The organism is Pseudomonas sp. xss_2 (assembly GCF_043104195.1).
In the GTDB taxonomy this organism is placed as follows: Bacteria; Pseudomonadota; Gammaproteobacteria; order Pseudomonadales; family Pseudomonadaceae; genus Aquipseudomonas; species Aquipseudomonas urmiensis.
The window spans coordinates 20,658-43,708 of the sequence record NZ_JBICKL010000020.1; the positions used below are offsets into that span (position 1 = coordinate 20,658).

At 60.3% G+C, this 23,051-nt stretch carries 20 protein-coding genes; 15 read left to right on the forward strand and 5 right to left on the reverse strand.

Annotated elements, in window-relative coordinates:
* Positions 1-3 precede the first annotated feature (3 nt).
* Together ACF8K2_RS02865 and ACF8K2_RS02870 are read right to left on the reverse strand one after the other, a co-directional pair.
* Positions 4-966 (reverse strand): aliphatic sulfonate ABC transporter substrate-binding protein, encoded by a 963-nt coding sequence (locus tag ACF8K2_RS02865; RefSeq protein WP_392463382.1) that lies wholly within the window; start codon positions 964-966, stop codon positions 4-6.
* 15 nt (positions 967-981) lie between these two features.
* Positions 982-1,947, reverse strand: coding sequence for an ABC transporter substrate-binding protein (locus ACF8K2_RS02870; protein ID WP_392463383.1), 966 nt, complete (start codon positions 1,945-1,947; stop codon positions 982-984).
* A gap of 560 nt (positions 1,948-2,507) precedes the next feature.
* Here ACF8K2_RS02870 and nhaA point away from each other — a divergent pair.
* Positions 2,508-3,698 carry a Na+/H+ antiporter NhaA gene (gene nhaA / locus ACF8K2_RS02875; RefSeq protein ID WP_392463384.1) on the forward strand — a complete coding sequence of 397 codons (1,191 nt, stop codon included), beginning with the start codon at positions 2,508-2,510 and terminating at the stop codon, positions 3,696-3,698.
* Positions 3,699-3,766: 68 nt separating this feature from the next.
* On the opposite strand, the gene tssM is transcribed toward nhaA, so the two are convergent.
* From tssM to vasI, 3 genes are read right to left on the reverse strand one after another with little or no spacing between them, the layout of a single operon-like run.
* On the reverse strand, positions 3,767-7,399 hold the full coding sequence (gene tssM, locus ACF8K2_RS02880) for a type VI secretion system membrane subunit TssM (RefSeq protein WP_392463385.1): 3,633 nt from the start codon (positions 7,397-7,399) through the stop codon (positions 3,767-3,769).
* A 9-nt stretch (positions 7,400-7,408) separates the two neighbouring features.
* Positions 7,409-8,863: a type VI secretion system protein TssA gene (gene tssA, locus ACF8K2_RS02885; RefSeq protein ID WP_392463386.1), complete on the reverse strand. Its 1,455-nt coding sequence runs from the start codon at positions 8,861-8,863 to the stop codon at positions 7,409-7,411.
* Positions 8,851-9,483, reverse strand: coding sequence for a type VI secretion system-associated protein VasI (vasI, locus tag ACF8K2_RS02890; RefSeq protein ID WP_392463387.1), 633 nt, complete (start codon positions 9,481-9,483; stop codon positions 8,851-8,853). Before vasI ends, tssA begins: the two co-directional genes overlap by 13 nt.
* A gap of 354 nt (positions 9,484-9,837) precedes the next feature.
* Here vasI and tssB point away from each other — a divergent pair, with 354 nt between their 5' ends.
* From tssB to ACF8K2_RS02960, 14 genes are all read left to right on the forward strand, one after another.
* On the forward strand, positions 9,838-10,341 hold the full coding sequence (gene tssB, locus ACF8K2_RS02895) for a type VI secretion system contractile sheath small subunit (RefSeq protein WP_186556804.1): 504 nt from the start codon (positions 9,838-9,840) through the stop codon (positions 10,339-10,341).
* Positions 10,342-10,395: 54 nt separating this feature from the next.
* Positions 10,396-11,886: a type VI secretion system contractile sheath large subunit gene (tssC, locus tag ACF8K2_RS02900; RefSeq protein ID WP_186556811.1), complete on the forward strand. Its 1,491-nt coding sequence runs from the start codon at positions 10,396-10,398 to the stop codon at positions 11,884-11,886.
* Entirely contained in the window at positions 11,883-12,293 is a 411-nt protein-coding gene (tssE, locus tag ACF8K2_RS02905; RefSeq protein ID WP_186556813.1) for a type VI secretion system baseplate subunit TssE, read from the forward strand. The genes tssC and tssE overlap by 4 nt, the downstream gene beginning before the upstream one ends.
* Before the next feature lie 3 nt (positions 12,294-12,296).
* A complete protein-coding gene (gene tssF / locus ACF8K2_RS02910; protein WP_392463388.1) occupies positions 12,297-14,063 on the forward strand; it encodes a type VI secretion system baseplate subunit TssF in 1,767 nt (588 codons plus the stop codon).
* Complete coding sequence (gene tssG / locus ACF8K2_RS02915; protein WP_392463389.1) at positions 14,027-15,052, forward strand: type VI secretion system baseplate subunit TssG; 1,026 nt, start codon at positions 14,027-14,029, stop codon at positions 15,050-15,052. The genes tssF and tssG overlap by 37 nt, the downstream gene beginning before the upstream one ends.
* On the forward strand, positions 15,049-15,633 hold the full coding sequence (locus ACF8K2_RS02920; protein WP_392463390.1) for an FHA domain-containing protein: 585 nt from the start codon (positions 15,049-15,051) through the stop codon (positions 15,631-15,633). The genes tssG and ACF8K2_RS02920 overlap by 4 nt, the downstream gene beginning before the upstream one ends.
* Positions 15,630-16,418: a type VI secretion system lipoprotein TssJ gene (gene tssJ, locus ACF8K2_RS02925; protein ID WP_312151772.1), complete on the forward strand. Its 789-nt coding sequence runs from the start codon at positions 15,630-15,632 to the stop codon at positions 16,416-16,418. The genes ACF8K2_RS02920 and tssJ overlap by 4 nt, the downstream gene beginning before the upstream one ends.
* A 52-nt stretch (positions 16,419-16,470) precedes the next feature.
* Complete coding sequence (gene tssK, locus ACF8K2_RS02930; RefSeq protein WP_392463391.1) at positions 16,471-17,808, forward strand: type VI secretion system baseplate subunit TssK; 1,338 nt, start codon at positions 16,471-16,473, stop codon at positions 17,806-17,808.
* A 1-nt stretch (position 17,809) separates the two neighbouring features.
* Positions 17,810-18,616, forward strand: a complete 807-nt coding sequence (gene icmH, locus ACF8K2_RS02935) for a type IVB secretion system protein IcmH/DotU (RefSeq protein ID WP_312151768.1) — start codon at positions 17,810-17,812, stop codon at positions 18,614-18,616.
* A gap of 128 nt (positions 18,617-18,744) precedes the next feature.
* Positions 18,745-19,263, forward strand: coding sequence for an Hcp family type VI secretion system effector (locus ACF8K2_RS02940; RefSeq protein WP_312151767.1), 519 nt, complete (start codon positions 18,745-18,747; stop codon positions 19,261-19,263).
* A 68-nt stretch (positions 19,264-19,331) separates the two neighbouring features.
* Positions 19,332-21,419: a type VI secretion system Vgr family protein gene (locus ACF8K2_RS02945; RefSeq protein ID WP_392463392.1), complete on the forward strand. Its 2,088-nt coding sequence runs from the start codon at positions 19,332-19,334 to the stop codon at positions 21,417-21,419.
* Positions 21,419-22,342, forward strand: coding sequence for a hypothetical protein (locus ACF8K2_RS02950; protein WP_392463393.1), 924 nt, complete (start codon positions 21,419-21,421; stop codon positions 22,340-22,342). The genes ACF8K2_RS02945 and ACF8K2_RS02950 overlap by 1 nt, the downstream gene beginning before the upstream one ends.
* Positions 22,339-22,476: a hypothetical protein gene (locus tag ACF8K2_RS02955; protein WP_392463394.1), complete on the forward strand. Its 138-nt coding sequence runs from the start codon at positions 22,339-22,341 to the stop codon at positions 22,474-22,476. Before ACF8K2_RS02950 ends, ACF8K2_RS02955 begins: the two co-directional genes overlap by 4 nt.
* 9 nt (positions 22,477-22,485) lie before the next feature.
* A partial coding sequence (locus ACF8K2_RS02960; RefSeq protein WP_392463395.1) for a T6SS effector BTH_I2691 family protein occupies positions 22,486-23,051 on the forward strand: 566 nt, incomplete at its 3' end.

Genomic DNA, 23,051 nt, shown 5'->3' on the forward strand with positions numbered 1-23,051 from the left:
CAATCATTGGCTCGCCCGCGGTTCGAACAGCGTCACCGCACGCGCATCGACCGCCTTGGGCAGCAAGCCTTCACGGAAAAAGGCATCGGCAATGTGCTGCTGCTCAGCCAGGTTATCGGCCTGTACCGGCTGCACCTCATAGCTGCGTCGGGCGTTGGCCTGCTGCACCGTGGCGCTGTCCAGGTTGCCCCACAGCGGGCCGAGCACTCGGGCTGCGGCGGCTGGATTGGCCTTGGTCCAGGCGCCGACCTCGCGCAGGGCGGTGTAGACCTGCTCCAGCACTTGCGGATGCGTCTTGGCATAGTCACTGCCTGCCAGGTAGTAGCGCTGATAGCTGGCCAGCCCGGTGCCGTCGGCGAGGATTCGCGCATTTTGCTGGCGCTGGGCGCTGGCTACGTACGGATCCCAGGTAACCCAGGCATCAACCTTGCCGTTCTCGAATGCGGCGCGGCCATCGGCGGGGATCAAGTAGGCCGGATTGATATCCTTGAAGGTCAAGCCTGCTTTGGCCAGGGCCTGGATCAGCAGGTAGTGGCTGCCCGCCGCCTTGGTCACGGCCACGCGCTTGCCCTTGAGGTCGGCGAGGGTCTTGAGCGGAGAATCGGCAGGCACCAGGATCGCCTGGGCGCTAGGCGATGGCGTTTCTCGGGCGAAGTAAGTCAGCCGCGCGCCAGCGGCCTGGGTGAACACGGGGACCGTGTCGGCGACGTCTGCCGACAGGTCGACATTGCCCAGGTTCAGCGCTTCCAGTAGCGGCAGGCCACTGGGGAATTCGTGCCAACTGACCCGAATACCCTCGGCCTGTAAACGCTGCTCGAGTGTGCCACGGGCTTTGAGCAAGGTGAGCAAGGTCGAGGACTTCTGGTAACCGATGCGCAGGGTCTGTTCGGCGCTGGCGATCCCCGGTAGCAGGCCGCCGAGCACTAGCCCAACGGCCAGATGGCGCAAGTGTTTGAATGCAAGCATGAGCTGTTCTCCCGATCAGTGTTGCGCCGCAACGGCCTCGGCGTTCGGCACGCTGAAGTCTTTGGCAAAAGTGGGTGACACATCCAGGCGCTGAGGCATCAGCCCATGGGCGTGGTAGAAGTCGGCGGTTTCCTGCTGCTCGGCGATGGTCTTGGCGTCGATGGCCTGCCAGCGTAACTGGCGCCGCTCGAACTGCAGGCGAGCGGCGTCCTCAGGAAATCCGATGATCTTGGCCAGCGTGTGCGAATAGCTATCCAGGTGCTGATACGCCCACACCTGAGCGCCAGCCAGCCGCTTGAGGTAGTCCTGCAAAGCCGCACGGCGGTCTGGGTCGTGCAACGCCTTATCGGTCACGGCGAGAAAACTGTTGCCGCTGGACAGGCCACGGCCATCGACCAGCACCCGACCCTGGCCACTCAACTCGGCCAATGCGGTATAGGGTTCCCAAGTCGACCAGGCGTCGACCGAGCCATTGGCCAATGCGATCTTGGCGTCGACTGGGCCAAGGAAGCGCAACTCAACGTCCTTTTCACTCAGGCCGGCCTTGTCCAACGCCTTGAGTGCCAGATGATGACCGATCGAGCCGCGGCCGGTCGCGATGCGCTTGCCTTTGAGATCAGCTGCAGACTGTAGTGGCGCATCCGGACGCACCAACAGCGCCGTGCCATAGGGATCGGATTTGTCCACCGCAACTGCCTTGACCGGCGCTCCGGAGGCCAGTACGAACAACAGCGGCGCATCACCGATGATGCCGGCATCGATGGCGCCAGCATTCAATGCTTCGGCCAACGGCGCGGCGGCGGGGAACTCGGCCCAGTGGATGTCGTAGGGTAAGTCGCGCAAGGCATCGGCGGCCTCGAGCTGGGCGCGCATATTGCCCTTCTGATCGCCAATGCGCAGGGTCAGGCGGTCGGCGGCGAGCGCCTGGGTAGCCGCCAGCAAAGCGGCGGCGAAAAGCAGAAAACGCGAGCGGATTGGCATGGTGCTCCTTAAGGGTTGTCCCTGGCCAGGTACTAGCTGTCTGGAACAGACTCTATAGAGCATTGCGTAATTAATTAAATTGATTTTAGGAATAACCTAATATGCATTTTAACAAGCAAGGTCAAACAACCCCGTTCGAGCCAGCTCATGCCACTGCAGAGCCGTGACGCCTTGAGGAGCGCATCTTACGCACGTGCCTAGGGATAAACCATTGCTGAGCAAAACCGGCTATTAGCAACATTTCGACGCATAAAACTGGAACATTGCCGCAAATACTCTGTAAAATTGCCGCCTGGCGTGTGCTGCGTGCGCCCGGGAGCCATCCCGAATACGGAGAACATTCATTTGTTTTCCGAGAGTCCGTCCATGTTGCATGCAGCTGTCCAATGTCTATGGCGTTTTCCGTTCCCGCTTTTTTTAGCTGGGTTGCGCACGCCCCTTCCCTTCTTCTCGCCTACCGCCGCACTGGTTCGGGTCAACCCCCGCCAGCGCTTTGCTGTGCTCGCCAGTTGGCCAACCGCAGCGGCATCGAGGGCGAATCCATGAACGAGGACCTTCCCATGAACGTTTCCCTACCTACCGCCGAGCGCCGGCCCTTGCTGCAGCGCTTGCTGGCCAGCGAGGCTGCTGGCGGCGTGCTGCTGATGCTCGCCGCCGCCCTGGCCATCGTCATCGCCAACAGCCCCTGGGCCAGCGCCTATCAACACCTGCTGCATCTACCGGTAGGCCCGACCTTCACTGACAAGCTCGGCCCGATGACCGTGCACCACTGGGTCAACGATGGCCTGATGGCGATTTTCTTCTTGATGGTTGGCCTGGAGATCAAGCGCGAGATGGTCGACGGCCGCCTGGCGACCTGGGAGCAACGCCGCCTGCCGGCGCTGCCGGCGCTAATGGGCATGGCCGTACCCGCGCTGATCTACCTCAAGGTTTCAGCGGTCGAACCGGGCCTGGCCAGCGGCTGGGCGATCCCCGCCGCCACGGACATCGCCTTCGCCGTCGGCGCCCTGGCGCTGCTCGGCAAGCACGCGCCGTTGTCATTGAAGGTGATGCTGGTGTCGGTGGCGATCATCGATGACATGGGCGCGGTGGCGATCATCGCCTTGTTCTACACCTCATCGATCGACCTGCTCGCCTTGGGCGCTGCAGCGGGCATCGTTGCCCTACTGCTGGGCCTTAACCGCATGCGCGTAGTGACACTGTGGCCTTACCTGATCGGCGTTGCCGCGCTGTGGTACTTCACCTTGCTGTCGGGTGTCCACGCGACCATTGCCGGCGTCGTCGGCGCCCTGCTGATTCCGTACAGCGCAGGCACCAGCGACAGCCCGCTGCTCAAACTTGAGCACGCCATCGCGCCCTGGGTGGGGTTCCTGATCGTGCCGGTATTCGGCTTTGCCAACGCCGGTGTTTCGTTCGCCAACCTGAGCTGGAGCGATGCGCTGGCACCACTGCCACTGGCGATCGCCCTGGGTTTGTTGCTGGGCAAGCAGTTGGGCGTGTTCGCGGGGGTGCTGCTGGCAGTGAAAACCGGCTTGGCCTCTAAACCGCAGGGCGCCAGCTGGCTGCAGATTTACGGGGTGGCAATGCTCTGCGGAATCGGCTTTACCATGAGCCTGTTCATTGGCGAGCTGGCGTTTCCAGGGCAGCCTGAGCTGATCGATCAGGCCAAGATCGGGATTCTGCTCGGGTCGTTGCTGTCGGCGGTGATCGCTTGCGTGATCTTGCGCTGGGCGCCGAAGACAACCGAGTAAGTGGTCTATCACACGATAAAAAACCGGGCCTTGATGGCCCGGTTTTGCTTTCGACTCGCTTCTTGCGCCTACCGTACGGCACTGCTGGTAAGCCCAGCCTGAACCACCCGCGGGCTACCTTGCTCAAGCAAGGTGCGCGGTAGCCGGAAGCCTTTGAACGGCTGTTGGGTGATCGGGTTGAATGCTTTCTCCGAACTCAGTTGATAACGCATCATGCCGTCTCCTGTACGAAAGCTCAGGTCGACACTGGTCGCCGTACGCCCATTGAGCGCGCCCCGACTGAGCAAGCGGAACATCGACCACGGGCCACGATACTCAAGACTGCTGCTGTTGCCATTGAGCTTGAGCAAGGTCAGGTTGCTACGCACCTGCGGGTTCAAGGTATTGGGCCAGATCACCCCGGTGATCAAGCTAGGACCATGGGTGTAGGAAATCAGCTGCCCATCCAGGTCAAGCACACTAGTACGCTGGTTCGCACTGAGCCCCAAGGGTTCGATGCTGAACTGCACACTCAGATTGCCTCGGTGATCGAAAAAGGTTTCGCGGATTCGATCTGCTACTTCCAACTGCTCGATGACATCGGTGCGTATCAGGTAGCCGCCACGATTGTCGGCATAAAGTGCATCGAGGTTGTCCTTCAGAAACACCTTAAGGTATTGATCCTGGAATTGCTGCAGGCGCCCTTTGGGCCCAAAGAAGGCCTCGAAATCATCCAACGCCGCATCGGGGGCTCGCGCAACGAATGGATAACGCCCCGCAAGCCGCTGCTGGAAGAAGCTGTAGACGTCAGCATCCCAACGCCGCTCCAGCTCTCGCAAGGCTTCGATTACCAACACTTGGGCAGTTTGCTCGGCGACCTTTTTAACCTGCTGGCGGATGGGCTCAGGCAGGCCGGTTGAGACCCGCTGCAGGGTTGCAATCGGATCAGGTCCCTTCATCGAAAAGCGCTGCAGCACCACCTGCAAGGCAGCCTTGCCTTGATCGGGGCTATCTTGCACGGCCTTGGCGTAGTCATAGAGCGCGGTGATCGCGCTAAGGGTTTCGTCGTAATAACTTGGCCGCTCACCCCTCGCCTCAAGCATTTCATTCAAGCTTATGAACGCCCTGCGTATTCCTCCGGCCTGTTGCTGGGCAGGCTCCCCGCCTCCCGCCAGTGCCGTGACAGCCCCTGCTTGCTTGGACTGTGCGGCGCTCAACGAATCGATGGTGGTGTTATCGCGTACAGTCTCCAACAAGCGGCGCAGCGGCGCTGCCGGTCCTGTGATGTGGTCGAGGACCGACACCCCATGGCTCAAGTCGTGAAAGTCCGTCACCGCGAACTCATTCAACGCCCGTCGCCAACTGTCGATGTAGTCAGCGCGGTACAGGCTGCTGATCTTCTCCGTCAATGCAGCGCGGTCGGCCGCGGAGTAGTCCAGTTGACGCCGCTCACCCAGGGCCCACTGGTCGATCATGGCCATGTCCGTGATGTGCTCGCTGTGCGGTTCGAAATAGTCCCTGAAACCCTTCGCCGTCAGCAATGGCGCCAGCAGGATGCCGTCGCTCGCAGCCACGTTTGTTGAGGTTGGCTGATAGACGATGTCGAACGCAGGCCCTATCTGATGGCGCAAATCCAAGCCTGTATGCAACTGATCTTGAGCCTGCCGCTTAAGGCTTGCGTAGACACGCTGCGCCAGCGGGACTTTACCCAGTATCTGCTGGAGTTCACTGACTCGTTGACGGAACTGCGGTAGATCGGTGTCGGCGTAGGCCAAGGCGTACTGCAAGTGCCGCATAAGGTCACGCTGTAGCTGCCCCTGCCCAGGGTAGGCAGATTGCCACTGGTGTGCCATCCAATCTTCTACCCACTGCGCTCGCCGGTTCTGCCGGTCCTCGATCATCCGATAGACCCTAAGCGCCGCCATCTGTTGCTCGCTACTATCGGCGGCGGCATTCATCGCGTCGACGACCCCACTGGCAAGGGCCGGCAGGAAACGCCGCGACAGTAGCGTCAGGTAGGCCTGATCGACCATCGGACCAATTGCACGGCCCTGGTAGAGACCAAGGTCGGCCACCACCGGCCACGCAGCGCGATAGTCGCCAAACACCGAAACGGCATCTCGGATCTGATCCAAAGGCACCAGCAGGTTGCGGCCGGTAGGATCCAGGCGCTGATCGACTTCACCCTCGCTGAACGCCTGACTCTTGGCCAGCACGCTGATCGCTTGGTCTCGGTTGTGATCAAAGTAGCGATGCCAGCTTGCCCCAAGCACGGCAAAGGCCAGCACACCAACACCCGAACTCAGCCACAACAGACGGCGTTTGTCGCGAGCGACCTTGACGTTGTCACCCGCCAATCCCGCTTCGGGAAATATCGCCCGCTTGAACACCTGCTGGGCAAAATAGACCAAGGCTTTGCCTTGCGGCTTGCCATCGCTCAGCGGTGGCAGAACGTTGTAGGGTTGCGCCGCTTCGCGGACAAACGCGTTGTTCATCTCTCCCTGCTGAAACACCGAAGACAGGTACAGTCCGCGCACCAGCGCCGGCGTCGTGAAGCGATCGCTGGCCAATGCGTGTTGAAGGAACGTCATCAATGCCGGGCGCAGCCCCATCAACTGCCCCTGCAACGAAACCAGCCGCTGGCGCTGCTCAGCACTGCTCAAGCCGCTCATGCTATCGAGCACCATTTCTTGGGCGATCTCGATCAGCTGATCGTAATGGGCGATCAGCTCATCCAGCCACGCGTCGAATGAACTAATGGCATCGAGCTTAAAGCTGAATCCAAGCATGTGCTCTCGCTGAGACTGGCTCATGCGCGCAAAAAGCTGATCGAAACCGTCAAGCAAATCGAACTTGCTCAGTACCACGTACAAAGGCAAACGTGAGCCCAGCTGACGGCTCACCTCATACAGCCGGGTACGCAGCACATCAGCCAAGGCCATGCGCTGCTCGGGCGTCGAACGCAACAACGATGCCAGATCGACCACTAGCACCAGACCATTCAAGGCTCTACGGCTGCGCTTGCGCGCCAGCCAATCCAGCAGGTGCAGCCAGAGCTTGGCCTGAGTGCCCGCAGGCAGGACGGCTGACGGCTTGCCGTCAGCGTCAGGCACAAGGCCCTCAAGTGACTGCTGGGTAATCAGTTCGCCGGGCGGATCGATGATCACTGCTTCATTGCTGATCCACCAGTCCACTGGATAGGCGAGGTCGTCATCCTGGCGACTGAGGGCCTGTGCCTTGCTGATACGGGTCAGAGAAAAATGCTGATCGGAACGGGTGATGAAGCTGGTCTTGCCAGCGTTTTGCTCGCCGACAACCAGATACCACGGCAACTGATAGAGCGCACGACGGCCGCCGGCATTGTCCAGATAGCTTGCCAGCCCTCGATCGAGCGCTCGCTCCTGTGCTTGCACGAACGGCAGGCTCGGATCTGCCTCGACAGCGGCCTCCTGCTGACGCTGTGCTTGGAAGCGACGCAGGCGCGCGACCAGCACCAGCGACCCGCACAGCAAGGGCACCAGTACCACCAGCAAACTGGCGATACTGCGGTGCGCAGGACTGGCCAGTGGCTGCTGCCCACGCCAAGTCCACTGCGGGCCAAGCCACCAGATGGCGACCAGCAACAACACCCCCCCCACTGCGAGCAGCAGCGGCATGGCCAGCCCTGCGCGGGTGGCCAGCGGCAAGCCCCAACGTTTCAGATGTCTCCAATATGTGCTCATCAGGGACTGCTACTCCTTGTCCTGGTCAATCAGTGATGATGTGCCTGCGTAGTGCTTGAGCTTTTGATAAACCTCCGGCTCCCACAGCTGGGCGGTGGTGGCCTGCATGGTCCGGGCGACACTGGCGCACAGGTCGTGAGCCAGCCAAGACACACCACGGGCACCGAGCAGATCGGCAGCGATCAGCGTGGTATGGCAGCGCTCGCGCGGCGAGCTGTGCTGTGCTTGCAGGGCCTGTAGGCGCAACAGCACCGCTTCCACCCCTTCAACCTCCATCTGCTCGACCAACGCTTCACGCAGCCCAAGAAATTCTTGCGAGCCTGCGGTCTGGGCAGGCGATGCTTCTGCGCCCTTGAGCCATGCCAGGCATTGCTCATCGACAAACGCCACGCCATCGCTGAAACACCGCTGCTGCACGGCGGGTAAACGACGGACGAAGCGAGCCGTTGCGCAGCGGATCGCTTCGGCGACTTCAGCCATGGCCAAACGCGATGCGATGCTTGCAGCGAGGAAACTGCCGCGAATCCAATACGGCGAGGCAGTGACGCTTTTCTCCACTCGCAGCAACAGGGCCGGATCAATAGCGGTACTCGACAGCGCCTCCTCGTATCCGCTGACGATGTCTGCCGGGACCGACATCAGTTCGGTGCGATGATCCTGCCTGGCGCCCGGCGCAGCCTGGATGTGCGCCCACAAGCCAAACCTTCGCAGTTGATAGCCGGTCGGGTCATACAGGTCTTGCTGATTGATGAACTCGGCCATGCTCAGCACCGCGCGCCGGGTTTCGCGCTCATTGCCGAGCGACACGGTGGTCTTGGCCGGGAGGAATGCTTCAGCGAGCGGGGTAGCATTGCGGGCGGGTGAAACAGGCTTGCGCGCAGGTTCGTTGCCGACTCCAATGACAGAGTCGCTGTGTTTTACCAGCAAGCGCTCAAGCGCCTGCAACGCCGGCAGATCAAGCTGCGCCGAGCTCGCCTGTTGCAACAGGGAGGCAATTGCTTTCTGCGCCGTTTCGGCACAGGCCGGTGTGTAGCTAAAGCGGTCGAGCTGAGGCAGCGCTTCGGTCAATCGCTTGACCTGCACACCAACCAGTTTGCGCTTGCCCAGAAATCCCGTTGGGCCGGGCTTGGGATGGGCGGTTTCCCAATAGTGTTCAACCATGCCCGCCAGCAACTGCAGCGTGTGGCACCAGTGCTCCCAACAGCGCTTGCGTAACCACACGACACCCAGATGGCCGACGATACGCAAATGCTTGCAGTGGCTACTGAGGTACTGACGGGAGGCTTCCTCGATGAATGGCCAATCGATAGCCCCCTCATGCAATCCGCCAAGCTTGACCATCTCCTGATCGATCGCCTGGTAGGTCTCATCCTCGATATCGAACAGACCCGCAGCAAGCTTGGGGTCAATGGGCGCCAGCAGCCTGGCGATGTCATCGCTCGACACCCTGGCTACCAACGACATGCTTGGCGCGCCTGATCAATCAAAGAGTCCAGCCCTTGAGCATCGAAACTCAGCCCATCGAGCGCCGGATGGTCGCTGACGATGTGGATCCGCTTGGCGCCGATCAACGCCTTGATCTGCTCAATAGCCGGTAGACCCCGGCCAGCATCCAATACTTGGCCGTTTTCCATGACTTGCCAGGGCTGCGCACCGGTCGCCCGATGCTCGGTGCGCAGCTGCACCATCACTCGGCTGCCCTCAACAGGTCGCGCGGTAATCAACTGCAATCTGGAGATGTTCTGCACGCAACTGATGGCAAGGTAGGGCCGCGGCTCGACCGCGGCGATCGCAGGTGCCGAAATCACCAGTCGCGTCTGCCCCACTTGCCCCTCACGCTGCACGCTCATGCGAAACGCCAGGTCGTCCGGCATTCGCTGGGCCTCATTGGTCATGACCCGAGCCACGCTAGGTGCGCTCAGCTCCGGCGCTGACCACGTGGCTTTTACCAGCGGCACCCGCGAAGGGGTTCCGGCCGCCTCATCAAAACAGGCCAAACGCTCGACATTGGAAACAATCCGCGTGCAATCGCGCTCAGGCTCGGCGAACACTTGCCCCAAGCCGAGCAACAATAAAACACCCATTCCATAAGTGCATTGTTTGTTCACCGCAGCTCTACTCCACTCTCATACGCCCATACGGACGCACACTTCCAAAGCATTTACCTGAAGAGCAATGCGCCGCGTACAAAGCTAGAAAACTCGACAAGCGCAGAGCTTAGAGCAGATTCAGGCCAGGCCACAAACAAATATTTCTTTACACTTTTAAACTCGACCAAGCCACTTTCAGCCATGCATCGTTTAAATACAAAGCAAAAGCTCAAATAAACATTAAGTACAAATGCAACATCAACTGTCAGAATAAACCTACAAAAGCAACCCTAACAGGAAGCACTGTAAGAAACATCCTACAAACTTAACAGGGAGTTAATGTAGCGCATGGCTAAAAGCTCAAGTTCCGTTGCACCCAAAGAACGTATCAACATCAAATACGTACCTGCCACAGGCGACCAGCAGGCCGAAATAGAACTGCCCCACAAGATGCTGGTCTTGGGCGATTTCGGCCTGATCGATACACGTACTCTGGAAGATCGCCAGCTCATGCGCATCGACAAGCACAGCTTCAACAGCGTGCTGAGCGAGGCTGCGGTGAGCTTGAGCATGGCCGTGCCTTCGAGCCTCAGCGCAGCACCCGATGCTGAACTGGCAGTGCGCCTGCAATTCAACTCGATCAATGACTTCGGCCCAGACCAAATCGCCCGCCAAGTGCCCGAACTGAACAAGTTGCTCGAGTTACGCGAAGCCCTGGTGGCCCTGAAAGGCCCGCTGGGCAACGTCCCCGCCTTTCGCAAACACTTGCAACAGCTGCTCACTGACGAGCAAGCACGCAAGCAGCTTGCCCATGAGCTGGACCTGGTGATCGAAGCCACCGAACAAGATTGAAGCAGCCAAGACCTGAGCATCAGGTCAATGAAGCACTGACAACGGAGCGTCACCATGCCCAGCCAAAATACCCAGACCCTCACCTCTGACGTTGCTGACCAGACAATCGGCAACCAGACCTTGCTCGACCAGATCATGGCCGAGACCCTGCTCACTCCCAGTCAAGAAGGCTATCAAGTCGCGAAGCAGGGCGTCGCTGCATTCATATCCAACATCCTCAAAAGCGATGAGCCTGATCAACTGATCAACAAGCATCGCGTGGACCAGATGATTGCTGAGGTCGACCGAGTCCTTAGCAAACAAATGGACGCTATCCTGCATCAACCCGAGTTCCAGCAACTTGAATCGGCATGGCGCGGCTTGAAACTACTGGTGGACCGCACCGACTTTCGCGAAAACATAAAACTCGAAGTGCTCCACGTCAGCAAAGCCGAACTCCTCGAAGACTTCGACAATGCCGGCGACATCACCAGCAGCGGGCTCTACAAACATGTCTACACCGCAGGTTTTGGCCAGTTTGGTGGCGAGCCGGTGGCGGCCATGGTCGGCAATTACAACTTCGGCCCCTCCTCGCCCGATATAAAGCTATTAAGTTATGTTGCTTCGGTAGGTGCAATGTCCCATGCGCCGTTCATTACCGCACCCGCCCCTGAATTCTTCAACTTGAGCAGCTTCGAAGACTTGCCCAACCTCAAGGAGGTCAAAGACATTTTCGAGGGGCCGCGATTCGCTAAATGGCGATCGTTCCGTGACAGCGAAGACGCCCGCCATGTCGGCATGATGTTGCCGCGCTTCATGCTGCGCTCGGTCTACGACCGCCATGAGCAACCCATCAGCAGCTTCAGCTATGACGAGACCATCAACGGTCAGCATGACAATTACCTGTGGGGCAACGCCGCCTTCCTGATGGCCAGCTGCATCAACGACAGCTTCGCTCGCTACCGCTGGTGCCCGAACATCATCGGCCCACAATCCGGAGGCGCCGTCGAAGACCTGCCCGTGCATCTGTACGAGTCCTTGGGTCAACTGCAGGCGAAGATACCGACCGAAGTGTTGATCTCTGATCGCAAGGAGTTCGAGCTGGCCGAAGAAGGCTTCGTCGCCCTGACCATGCGCAAGGACAGTGACAACGCGGCGTTCTTCTCGGCCAATTCGGTACAAAAGCCCAAGACGTTCCCCAGGACGCCTGAAGGCCAGCAGGCGCAAACCAACTACAAGCTCGGCACCCAACTGCCCTACCTGTTCATCGTCAACCGATTGGCCCACTACATCAAAGTGCTCCAGCGTGAACAGATCGGCAGCTGGAAGGAACGCGCCGACCTGGAAGGCGAGCTCAACAAGTGGATCAAGCAGTATGTCGCCGACCAAGAAAACCCCTCGGCCGATGTACGCAGCCGTCGACCACTGCGCGCCGCCAAAGTCGAAGTCTCGGAAGTTGCCGGTGATCCGGGCTGGTACCAGGTATCCCTGGCTGTGCGGCCACACTTCAAGTACATGGGAGCGAATTTCGAGATCTCCCTGGTCGGTCGGCTCGATACCGAATGAGCAGCCTGTTCGATCGCCTGGCTGCAGATAACCCACCCAGTCGACAGCAATGCCGCCATGAACAGGCAGGCCAGACATTCGAGGCCATCAAGCACCACCTCGAGACACTGCTCAATACTCGTCAGGGCTGCTCGCAAAGCAGCCCTGACCTGGGCCTGCGCGACTTCAACGGCCACGACCTGAGGAGCGGTGATTTGCTGGCTCAAGTGAGTGCCGACATCCGCCGCACCATTGGACGCTATGAACCGCGCATCCGCATTCGCACCTTGCATGGCGTACCGGACGCCAATACCCCGCTGGAGCTGCACTTTCGCCTCGATTGCCAAGTGCGGGTAAACAACCGTGCCGAGCAGTTGCAGATCGAGTTGCTGGTCAACGGCCAAAACCGCTACACCCGGGTGAGGTAACCCATGCCATTGAAACAACGTTTTAGCGAAGAGCTGCGTTACTTACGCGAGCTGGGTGCCGACTTTGCCCGGGACAACCCGCAACTCGCGCAGTATCTAGGTAAAGAAAGTAGCGACCCAGATGTCGAGCGGCTGCTCGAAGGCTTTGCGTTTCTCACGGCAAAACTGCGCCTGAAACTCGACGATGACCTGCCCGAGCTGACCCATTCAATGCTGCAGATGCTGTGGCCCAATTACCTACGGCCGCTGCCCAGCGCAACGATAATCCAGTTCACCCCGCTGGAGCAGTCTCTGAGTGAGTCACAACGCGTAGCCAAGGGCTCACGGCTGTTTTCCCGCCCTGTGGACGGCATCGCTTGCGAGTATCGAACCTGTACCGAGGTGACACTTCATCCTTTTGAGATCCACCAGGCCAGTGCCACACAGACACTCGATAACTGCAGCGTTGCCATTGACCTCAACACCTTGGTTGAGCGCCCGCTGAACACCCTGGCCTGCCACAGCTTGGACTTCCACCTCAGTGGCGATCATGGCAGCGCTCAAACGCTGTACCTGTGGCTATCGCAATACCTGAAGAACATCAGCGTGATCATCAACGGTGAAGTGCGCAGGCTACCGGCTTGCACCGTCAGCTTTCCCGGTTTTAGCCCCGAAGAGGCCTTGCTGCCTTATCCGCGCAACGTCTTCGACGGCTACCGGATTGTGCAGGAGTACTTTGTCTTCCCGCAGCGCTTCCACTTCTTCAGCTTGACCGGCCTCACCCAGCTGTGGCCGAACCAGGACAGCCGCAGGGTGCGCATCGAATTTCACTTCACCCGGCCACTGCCCGGCTCGATGCGTATCAGCAAAGCTGACTTCAGCTTGTTCTGCACGCCGGCCATCAACCTGTTCGAGCACAGCGCCGAACCCATCGACTTGTCTGGCCAGGCCGAGCAGGTGCGGCTGACGCCCAGTGGTCAGCGCCCGAAGGCCTACGAGATCTTCAGCGTCGACCGCGTGGCCAGCTGGCGAGTAACCGCAGATGGCAGCCGAGGTGAGCAGCTACGCGTGTTCCAACCCTTTGAATCGTTCGCCCATGAAATCGAACACGCCCAGGGACGCACCGCGCTGTATTACCGCTGCCGGGTTGAAGAGTCGTTACGCGGCGACGGGCTGGTGCACCGCATGGCGTTCGTCCGCGCTGACGAAAGCCTGTATGTCGGGCAATTGGAAACCGCCTCGGTCGACCTGACCTGTACCAATCGGGATTTACCCTTGGCATTGGGCATTGGCGATATCAGTGTCACCACCGAGGCCACTCCACCGCTGGCCAGCTACCGCAACATCTGCCGACCGACCCGGCCGTACCGACCGGTACTGGATGGCCAGCTGCAATGGACATTGATCTCCAACCTGTCGCTGAACTATCTCTCGCTGCTCTCGGCCGAACCGCTCAAGGCGGTGCTCGGCGCCTACGACTTCGCCGCCCTGCATGACATTCAGCAGGCACGTGCCACGCGCAAGCGCCTCGATGGCATTGGCCAAGCCAAGACCGAACCGTTGGACTGGCTGATCAAGGGCCTGCCCGTGCGCGGCTTGCGCACACACTTGCAACTCGATCAGGACGCCTTTCGCTGCGAAGGCGACCTGTACCTGTTCGGCTGCGTGCTGTCGCACTTCTTTGCCCTCTACGCCAGCATCAATTCCTTCCATCAACTGGAAGTGATCAACACCACCAACAACGAGCACTACACATGGCCCTTGCTGACCGGCAGACAACCGCTGATCTAGCCGACACGCTGCTCGCCGAAGCTCATCTGCACAATTTCTTCCAATTGCTGGAGAGGCTGCATGGCTTGCACGATGATGACCTTGAGCCACATAGGCCAGCAGACGCTACGCAGCCGCGGCTACGCCTTGGCAGCGACCCTCGCCTGACCTTTCCGGTGGCCGACGTGCTGGAGGCGCAGCGCCTGCCGCAGCGGGCAGACAACGATGACCGCTACCGGGTTTGCACCACCTTCCTGGGGCTGCACGGTACAGACTCACCGCTGCCCAGCTACTACCTGGACCAGCTCGCTTACGAGCATGCCCAGGGCAAAGGCGTGCGCCCGGCATTCTTCGATTTCTTCAATCACTATTTGCTCAGCCTGCTCCACCGGATCTGGCGCAAGTACCGCTATTACATCCGTTTCCAGACCCAAGCCAGCGACCACTTTTCTGCCTATATCTACGCCTTGATCGGCCTGGGTAACGAGCAACTGCGAGTGGATACGGCATTGCCCTGGAGCCGCCTGCTCAGCTTTGCCGGGGTGATTGCCAGCCGCAGCCGCGCCCCCGGCACGGTGGCCGGGATCATCGCCCACTGTTTTGATCTGCGGCAGGTACAGATCCGCGAATTCGAAAAGCGCTCGGTGTCATTCGATATCCGCCAGAGGGTCAGTCTTGGCCTGACCAATGGCCAGTTGGGCAGCGCTTTCATTGTCGGTGATCGCAGCCGAACCCGCAGCAGCAAGTTCGCCATCCTGATTGGTGATCTCGACCAAGCCCAACTACGCGACTTCCTGCCCAGCGGTATCAATTTTGGGCGTTTGCGAGCGCTGATTGATTTTCTCCTGCGTGATGGCCTGGCCTACGACCTGGAGCTGCGCCTCAAACAGCAGCAACTGCCGCCGTTCAACTTGAGCCGCTCGCAAGGCAGCCACCTGGGCTGGACCAGTTTTTTCGATGATCGGCACGGCGCGACCAGCCCCAAGGTACTCATCAGGGTGCGCTCATGAAGATGACCCTGACTATCAGCAATCCCGATCAACTGCAGCATGGCGTCACCGTCAGCCATCAGTTCGACAACCGCGGCGGCACGCTCGGCAGCCTCGGCGCCGACTGGCTATTGATTGATCGCGAGCGGCGCATTCTGCCCATCCATTGCGAGATTCGTTGGCGTGAAAAGAGCTTTTGCGCCATTGATCGTTGCGGCCAGACCTTCCTCAATGACAACCAGATGAGCCTTGCAGGCACGGCTGCGGTGCGCCTGCAGGAAGGCGATTGCCTGAGTATCGGCGCCTATCGCCTGTTGGTCCACTATCACCGCGACCCACCCAGCCAGCAGGCCAGTCGCGGTGCCCTGGAAGAACTGTTCGAGCCGGGCAAGCGCCTCTTGGATGCCCTGGTGAACGATCTGCCGGCCGGCACCCTGGACCTGGAGCCTGCAGCCCCCACCTGTCCCGCCGTGCTCGACATCTGCCAGGCGTTCAAAGCCGACAGTGGCTGCGACCCCCTACTGGCACTGGAAGCCCCATCTACTTTGCACCCTGCAGGAGACACCACCATGACCAATATCCGCCTAGGGGAAAAGCTGTGAAGCTGCGTCCCCTGATAATCGCTGCACTGTTTCTACCCCTGCTGGGCTGCACGGTCTTGAGCAAGGTTGGCCAGGTATTGATGGACCCCAGCATACCGGTGGGCGCTGCGAGTGATCAGCCAACCCAGGTTGCTTTCAGCCTGTATGCCAGCCCCACCCTCAATGGCAACCCACGAAGCCTCGATGCCACGGTTGCCGATGCAGTACTGGAGCCAAGCCCCTATGCAGTCAGTCTCACTGCTGGCAACCCACAGGTCTTGACTGAAAAGGTCGAAGTACTGCTGGCGTATCTGCAAGAGCAATTTCCAGCCGTGTCTCCTATAGAGCAGGAACAGGAACAGGAACAACCAACCCTGCCGCGCTCGTCCATGGAGGACAGCAGCCCAGGCACTTACGACGACCCGGCAGTGCACCTGAGCCTGGCGCAGCCGCAGACGGTATCGGCTGAGCAGATCGCCACGCCCATCGCCATCAAGATCTTCCAGTTGCGTGACGACTCACTGCTGCATAACGCCGTCTTTTCGGGCCTGGAACAAGACCCGGCCAAGGCCCTGCGCAGCACTTACATACGTGACGACGACTATCTCCTGACGCCAGGTCAGTTCAAGTTCGTGCCCTTCGAAGCGCTCGATGCCGACACCCGTTTCATTGCCGTAATTGCTAATTACAGCAACCAACAGGACACCACCTGGAAGCAGGTCCTGCGCGTCCAGCCGCGGGGTCGCAAGGTGGTGCTCGCCGTACAGATCAACGACTCACAGATCCTGCTCAAGGAAGAAAGCTGATGCTCACCTGGCTGTTGTCCCTCTGCACCTTCCCTTCTGATTCGGAGCGCCCATGAGCTCACGCAACCCTGTCGTCTGGCGCGAAGGCTTGTTCGTCAAGCCGCAACACTTTCAGCAGTTTGCGAGGGCCAGCGAAGCCGCCGTTCACCAGCGCCTGAGCAGCCTCAATAGCTCGTTCTATGGGTTCAGCGAATTGCAGCTGAATCAGGAGTACTTATGCTTTGGCAAGATCGCCATTACCCGGGCTCGGGGCGTCATGCCCGACGGCACGGTGTTCGACATCCCCGGCGACTTGCCGCCTCCTGCACCGCTGGAAATCATCGACAACCTCACGCACCAGAACGACGTGTACCTGTGCCTGCCACTGCGCAGCGACGGCGGCCGTGAAGTACGCTGGCCAGACAGCAGCGCCAACTATCGCTACATCGCCAACACCGAAGATATCAAGGATACCCATACCGACGACGGCGACATCGCGGCTGTGGATCTGGCAGTGCTCAACCTGCAACTCAAACGAGACAGTGAAGACGCCAGCGCCTACACCCGCCTAGCCTTGGGGCGCATCCTGGAGCGTCGCCCCGACGGCAGCCTGGTGCTGGACGAAAGCGTCTACCCCACCTGCATCTCTGTGCAAGCGGTGCCCTCGCTCAAACGTTTTCTCGATGAAGTCTGCAACACCCTGCGCGAGCGCGCTCGCAACCTTGCGGCACGGATAGGTTCGTCAGGACAGTCGGGGGTGGCCGACATCAGTGACTTCAATCTGCTGCAAGCCATGAACCGCTGGTGGCCGTGCTTCCAGCATCTGGCGCGACAGCCGCATACCCACCCTGAGCAGTTGTACCTGGCCATGAGCCAAGCCTGTGGCGAACTGCTGACCTTCACGGATGAGAGTCGCTTGCCACAGGAGTATCCGGCTTATCAGCACAGCGCGTTGCACACTTGCTTCAAACCGCTGGAGGACGCCTTGCGGCGCACCTTGAGCATTGTCCTGCAACCTCGGGCGGTGTCACTGCCGCTTGAGCAACGCCAATACGGTGTGTTGGTCGCAACCCTCGAAGACCGGCGCCTGCTGGACAGCGCGCAGTTCATCCTGGCGATACGCGCCAGCGTGCCAGTAGAGTCGCTGCGCCAGCAGTTCACGCAGAAAGCCAAGGTCACCTCACTTGAAGCACTGACCGACCTGGTGCCGCTGCAATTGCCTGGTATTCCCCTGCTGCCGCTCCCGGTAGCCCCACGCGAGCTGCCGTTCCATGCAGGCTTTAGTTACTTCGAGCTGGATCGACGCAATCCGGCCTGGCAGGTGATGAACGACAGTAGCGGCTTTGGCTTGCACATCGCCGGCGAGTTCCCAGGGCTTGAGTTGCAGTTCTGGGCGATCAGGAGCGAATGACATGAGCGACAAGAAAAGTACCCCTGGCGCCATCGATACCGAGTTGCACGGGCTGCTCGAACAACCCCATAGCGCGGCCCCAGCCGATTACCCAGGCTACCCAGCTGACCCGCAATTTCAACTGCGCGGCGCCTTCAGCAACCTCATGATCGATGCGGCAATGCCCTTGTTTGGCTTGGCCATGCGCTTGCAGACACTGGACGATCATCAAGACATCAAGCAGTTGTACAAGGACGTCCACAACCAGATCACTAGCGTCTTGGCAGAGCTGCGCCAGCACAACTATGAGCCTGCGCACATGCTGGCCTATTCCTACTCCTTGTGCCTGTACCTGGATGAAACCGTGATGAGCACCCCCTGGGGCAAGAACTCCAGCTGGAGCCAACAGCCGCTGCTGAGCGATTTTCACCAGGAAACCTGGGGCGGGGAAAAGTTCTTTACCGTGCTCTCGCGAATGATGCTCGAACCGCAGCGCTATCAGCAGGTGCTGGAGTTCATGTACCTGTGCCTGTGCATGGGCTTGAAGGGTAAATACGCCATCCTGCCCAAGGGCGACGAGGCCTTGCAGAACCTCATCGTCAAGCTACACCGGCAGATTCGCGAACTGCGAGGCCCGGTCCCGGAGTACTTGAGCGACCCACTGACCAATGTCGCGCCGCGTAACTTTCGGATGAACCGCCAATGGCCGTGGTGGAGCCCACTGGTGATCAGCGCAGTCGCCCTTGCCGCCCTGTACACCTTCTATAGCTACCGCCTGCATGTGATTACCACCGAGGTGCTGCAGTCGCTCAACGGCATCCTGCAGTGACCGGCAAGCACGTGATTGGAATTCAACGAATTAGCAAGGCCCATGCCTTGCTGACAAGCCCATCGACCCGCGATGGCCACGCCTGCCCCTGAGGGTTGCGTGCTTTTACATGGACACAGGAGTCTGCCATGCCAACACCCGCTTACATCAAGATCGAAGGCAAAACCCAGGGCAACATCACTGCTGGAGCCTTCACCTCCGACTCGGTCGGCAACGTCTTTGTCGAGGGTCATGAAGACGAGATCCTGGTACAGGAAATCAAACACCAGGTGAGCGTCCCGACCGACCCGCAAAGTGGTCAACCTGCCGGCCAACGGGTGCACAAGCCTTTCACCTTCACCAGCGCGCTGAACAAAGCCACGCCGCTGATGTATGGCGCACTGGCCAGCGGAGAAATGCTGCCAACCGTCGAGATCAACTGGTACCGCACTTCAGTGGAGGGCAAACAGGAGCATTTCTTCACGACCAAGCTTGAGGACGCAACCATCGTCGACATCAACACCGTGCTACCGCACGTACAAAACATGAAGAACGAGAACTACACCCAACTGATCGAAGTATCCCTGTCCTATCGCAAAATCACCTGGACCCACGAAACCTCGGGGACCGAGGGTTCTGACGATTGGCGCAAACCTATCGCCTCCTGACAGCCGTGCTCCGGGCAGGGTCAGCCTGCCCGGGCATTTTCTTTCTCAGACCGCGCACAGGGACTTGTATGCCCCGCCAATCCGATCTTCGTTACAGCTTGCAACCCTTGGTCGGCGACGCCGCATTCGAGGTGGTCTCGTTCACTCTCGATGAAGCCTTGAGCACCCCGTTCAAGCTTAACCTGGAGCTGGTCAGCGCAGACGCCGACGTCGACTTTGCCCAGCTGCTCGACCAGCCTGTGCTGTTCACCATTTGGCACGGCCCACGCCCGGTGCGCTACGTGCACGGCCTGGTCAGCAGCTTCAGCCAGGGTGACAGCGGCTTCTCTCGCACCCGCTACCAGGCGCTGGTCGAACCACAGCTGGCCCGCGCCAGCCTGCGCTCGAACTGGCGGATCTTCCAGCAAAAGACCGTGCCGCAAATCCTTGAGCTGATGTTCCAGGCCCAGCGGCTGAGCAATGTCAGCCTGGTGGCCTGTTTCGACCATCAGGTTCGCGAATTCTGTGTCCAGGCCGGTGAAACCGACCTCGACTTCCTGTCCCGCCTGGCCGCCGAAGAAGGCTTTATCTACAGCTTCGAGCACAGCGCCACCGGCCATCAACTGATCATCACCGACCGCCTGCTGGAGATGGGCCTGATCAGCCGCAGCGTGATCAAGGCCGAAGACGACGATGAAGGCTTCGTCGATGACGTCGAAACGCCCGACGCCGACCCCATCGCCGTGCTCTACCAGCCCAACGGCGGCGGCGATCAGGCCAAACCTGCCCTGCACCGCTTTCGCTACAGCGAACAGGTGCGCAGCGCCCGCCAGGTGCAGCGCGACTACAGCTTCAAGCACCCCGCCTACCGCCAGGAGCATGCCGCCACGGCCAGCGACCTGCAGCACCAGTCCCCGGCCTACGAGCGCTTCGACTATCCCGGACGCTACAAGCGGGATGTGGTCGGCAAGCCGTTCACCCACAACCGCCTCACCGCCCTGCGCCACGATACGCGCATCGCCCAGGTCGAAGGCGACGATGTGCGCCTGCAACCGGGCTTGAGTTTCAACCTGATCGACCACCCGCGCGAAGACCTCAACGCCCACTGGCGGGTGATCGGCGTGCACCACGAGGGCTGCCAGTTCACCAGCCTGCAGCAAGAGGCGGTGGGCGCCGACCAGGGCACCCGCTACCTGCAACAGGCGACGCTGATTCCCGGGCGCATCGAGTGGAAACCCGCCCTGCTGCCCAAGCCGCATATCGACGGCCCGCACATGGCCACCGTGGTCGGCCCGGCCAACGAGCAGATCTATTGCGATGAATGGGGGCGGGTCAAGGTCAGCTTCCCCTGGGACCGCGACAGCCAGGAAAATGAGTTCAGCTCGTGCTGGGTGCGCGTCTCGCAAGGCTGGGCCGGCGGTAGCTGGGGCGCGATGGCCATCCCACGGATCGGCCAGGAAGTGATCATCCACTACGTCAACGCCGACCCCGACCAGCCGCTGATCACCGGCCGCACCTACTGCGCCAACCAGCTACCGCCGTACGAGCTGCCCAAGCACAAGACGCGCATGACCATCAAAAGCCAGACCCACAAGGGCCAAGGTTTCAACGAACTGCGTTTCGAGGATGAGCTGGGGCATGAGGAGGTGTTCATTCATGCGCAGAGGGATCAGAACAACCACGTAGGTAATGACGAAACAAGCTGCATCGGCCGCAACCGTGTCGAGCGCGTGGGTAACGATGAGCAAACCGCAGTGGGTAACGACCTACGACAGCAAACGGGTCGCGATCATAGCCACAGCATAGGTCGAACATGCCAAGTGAGCATTGGCCAGGATCTGCTCGAGCAGGTGGGTAACGAGCGCCGCGAGTCAACCCATGCCAATCACTACCAAACAGTTGGCGGCGATAACGAGCTGGTCGTCAACGGCCGGCAGACCGTGAGCGTCGGTCAGGGTGTCAATCAACAGACCACTGTCTACCAACTACAGGTAAATGAGCGGATCGAGTTCAAAAGCCCCGGCGGCAGCATCATTCTGGATCAACACGGCATCACCCTCGATGGCCTGACGCTCACGTTCAAGGGTCCGACCCAAGCCAGTACCACCGGTGCCGGTAACAGCGTGATCGTGGAGTTGCTTGCTGACGAAGGCAGCCGGTGCGAGGAAAACGCCTAATGAGCACCCAGGCCTTGATCGAGTACGTCGGCAAACATCACGATCCCCAGCTGTACTGCTACGTACTCCTAGACCCGTTGGCGATAGCCGCTACCAGTGATCAGACGCTTTTGGGCAGTTTGCGCCAGGCATTGGGCGAAAGTGCGTTGACCCGGGTTTGGCGTGCAGACCTCGCCCACTCTCCTGAAACTTTGCCGATCCTGGCCTGCCTGGCATCCCCCGGTAACAGCCTTTGCCAGCGCTTGCTTGAGCAGACAGCAAGCGCCGCGATAAGGGATCTGCGGCGCCGTAAACGCCAGGTATGCGCGTGGCTATTTAGCAGCGCACCCGCCCCTGCGACTGCCGCTTATCTGTCGTCCATGGGGCGAATTCAGAACAGTGCCGGCGCAGTAGGTTTTTACCCGCTGTTCGAACCGGTGCGTTTTGAGCTGTATGCCGGAGCCTTCGCTCAAGCGGACCAGGGCCACTGGTGGCCAATCAAGCATTGGCTGTTTCTAACCAGCGGCGGCGCTCCTGCTCGGGTAACCGGCGAAGCTCAGCCCCGCCGGCCGATTCCCGCTAACGCTGGCGATGACCAGGAAAAAACGGCGTTGATCGAGGCAGTGCTGGCTAGCTGGCGGGCATTGCGTACAGGTCCGTTGGCGCAACAACTCACGCCCATCACCCGCTTTGCGGCCACGCAGGCGGCCGAACATATCCGTCACGCGCGAGCGCTCGGCTTGAGCGCAGTCGACGACATTCTCAACCTGGTGGTGCACCAGCTATGTCTGCACCCGGCGCTACCTAACCACCCTAGCGTGCGCGCCATGATCGACAGCGCTGCGCAGGGGCAGCGATCGCTTGGGCAGCAGTTCGCTCAATACACCAATGCGAACTGGAAACACGTGACAACCACTTTGCCAGCAGCCGAGGTGCACTCATGACCATCAGCCGGCACATCGCCCACGCCATCGCCGAGTCGGCGATGCCCCCCGACCAGTGCCTGGCCTGCGAACGCCAAGGCCTGCCAATCCTGCCCCTGCGCCGGGCGCTGGTGCCCGACACCCGTCCCGCCTAGAACGCGCCCGTGGTTGACGGCAAACCCGTGGAAACCCGCCTGGGCCTGCGAACCTTGCGCATGGGCTACCTGTATGTGCTGCTCGACCGCAAGGTCTGGCAGGCCTTCGAGGTCACCGAACACGCTCACTTGCGCCGCTTCAACCCGCTCGAACCCCCACCGGCACCGCCACGGCCGCTGCCCAAACGGTGCGTGGGCAAAGACCACGACATCCCGTCTGCCTTCCTCACCCTCGACAGCAAGACCTACAACAGCGCCTGGATTGCCTTCTCCAGCGATGCCTGGCCGCCGAGCGTGCTCAATGCCTACCGCGATGGCAAGGCCCCGCCCGAGCGCTTTCAGGTGCTGGACCTGGCCCAGGTGCGCAATGCCCCTGGCGAACTGGGCCTGGCGATGACCCCGGACGCCCTCAAAGTCGATCGCCAGGTACTGGAATACGCCAAACAACTGCCCGGCGACTTCGACAGCGTGCATGGCTTTCACAGCCGCTTCCTGCGCCAGACTGCGCTGCGCGGCTATGTGCTCAACGCCATCGCCAAGCACCAGTTGGAGCACGGTGTGCTCGCCCTGGACCT

Excerpts from the sequence above, each read along its gene's own strand:
- icmH (WP_312151768.1), top strand. The coding sequence starts at position 17,810 with ATGAGCGACAAGAAAAGTACCCCTGGCGCCATCGATACCGAGTTGCAC.
- tssA (WP_392463386.1), bottom strand. The coding sequence starts at position 8,863 with ATGTCGTTGGTAGCCAGGGTGTCGAGCGATGACATCGCCAGGCTGCTG.
- tssM (WP_392463385.1), bottom strand. The coding sequence starts at position 7,399 with ATGAGCACATATTGGAGACATCTGAAACGTTGGGGCTTGCCGCTGGCC.
- tssK (WP_392463391.1), top strand. The coding sequence starts at position 16,471 with ATGAGCTCACGCAACCCTGTCGTCTGGCGCGAAGGCTTGTTCGTCAAG.
- ACF8K2_RS02950 (WP_392463393.1), top strand. The coding sequence starts at position 21,419 with ATGAGCACCCAGGCCTTGATCGAGTACGTCGGCAAACATCACGATCCC.
- tssE (WP_186556813.1), top strand. The coding sequence starts at position 11,883 with ATGAGCAGCCTGTTCGATCGCCTGGCTGCAGATAACCCACCCAGTCGA.
- tssF (WP_392463388.1), top strand. The coding sequence starts at position 12,297 with ATGCCATTGAAACAACGTTTTAGCGAAGAGCTGCGTTACTTACGCGAG.
- ACF8K2_RS02920 (WP_392463390.1), top strand. The coding sequence starts at position 15,049 with ATGAAGATGACCCTGACTATCAGCAATCCCGATCAACTGCAGCATGGC.
- vasI (WP_392463387.1), bottom strand. The coding sequence starts at position 9,483 with ATGGGTGTTTTATTGTTGCTCGGCTTGGGGCAAGTGTTCGCCGAGCCT.
- ACF8K2_RS02955 (WP_392463394.1), top strand. The coding sequence starts at position 22,339 with ATGACCATCAGCCGGCACATCGCCCACGCCATCGCCGAGTCGGCGATG.
- nhaA (WP_392463384.1), top strand. The coding sequence starts at position 2,508 with ATGAACGTTTCCCTACCTACCGCCGAGCGCCGGCCCTTGCTGCAGCGC.
- ACF8K2_RS02865 (WP_392463382.1), bottom strand. The coding sequence starts at position 966 with ATGCTTGCATTCAAACACTTGCGCCATCTGGCCGTTGGGCTAGTGCTC.
- ACF8K2_RS02945 (WP_392463392.1), top strand. The coding sequence starts at position 19,332 with ATGCCCCGCCAATCCGATCTTCGTTACAGCTTGCAACCCTTGGTCGGC.
- tssB (WP_186556804.1), top strand. The coding sequence starts at position 9,838 with ATGGCTAAAAGCTCAAGTTCCGTTGCACCCAAAGAACGTATCAACATC.
- tssG (WP_392463389.1), top strand. The coding sequence starts at position 14,027 with ATGGCCCTTGCTGACCGGCAGACAACCGCTGATCTAGCCGACACGCTG.
- ACF8K2_RS02940 (WP_312151767.1), top strand. The coding sequence starts at position 18,745 with ATGCCAACACCCGCTTACATCAAGATCGAAGGCAAAACCCAGGGCAAC.
- tssC (WP_186556811.1), top strand. The coding sequence starts at position 10,396 with ATGCCCAGCCAAAATACCCAGACCCTCACCTCTGACGTTGCTGACCAG.
- ACF8K2_RS02870 (WP_392463383.1), bottom strand. The coding sequence starts at position 1,947 with ATGCCAATCCGCTCGCGTTTTCTGCTTTTCGCCGCCGCTTTGCTGGCG.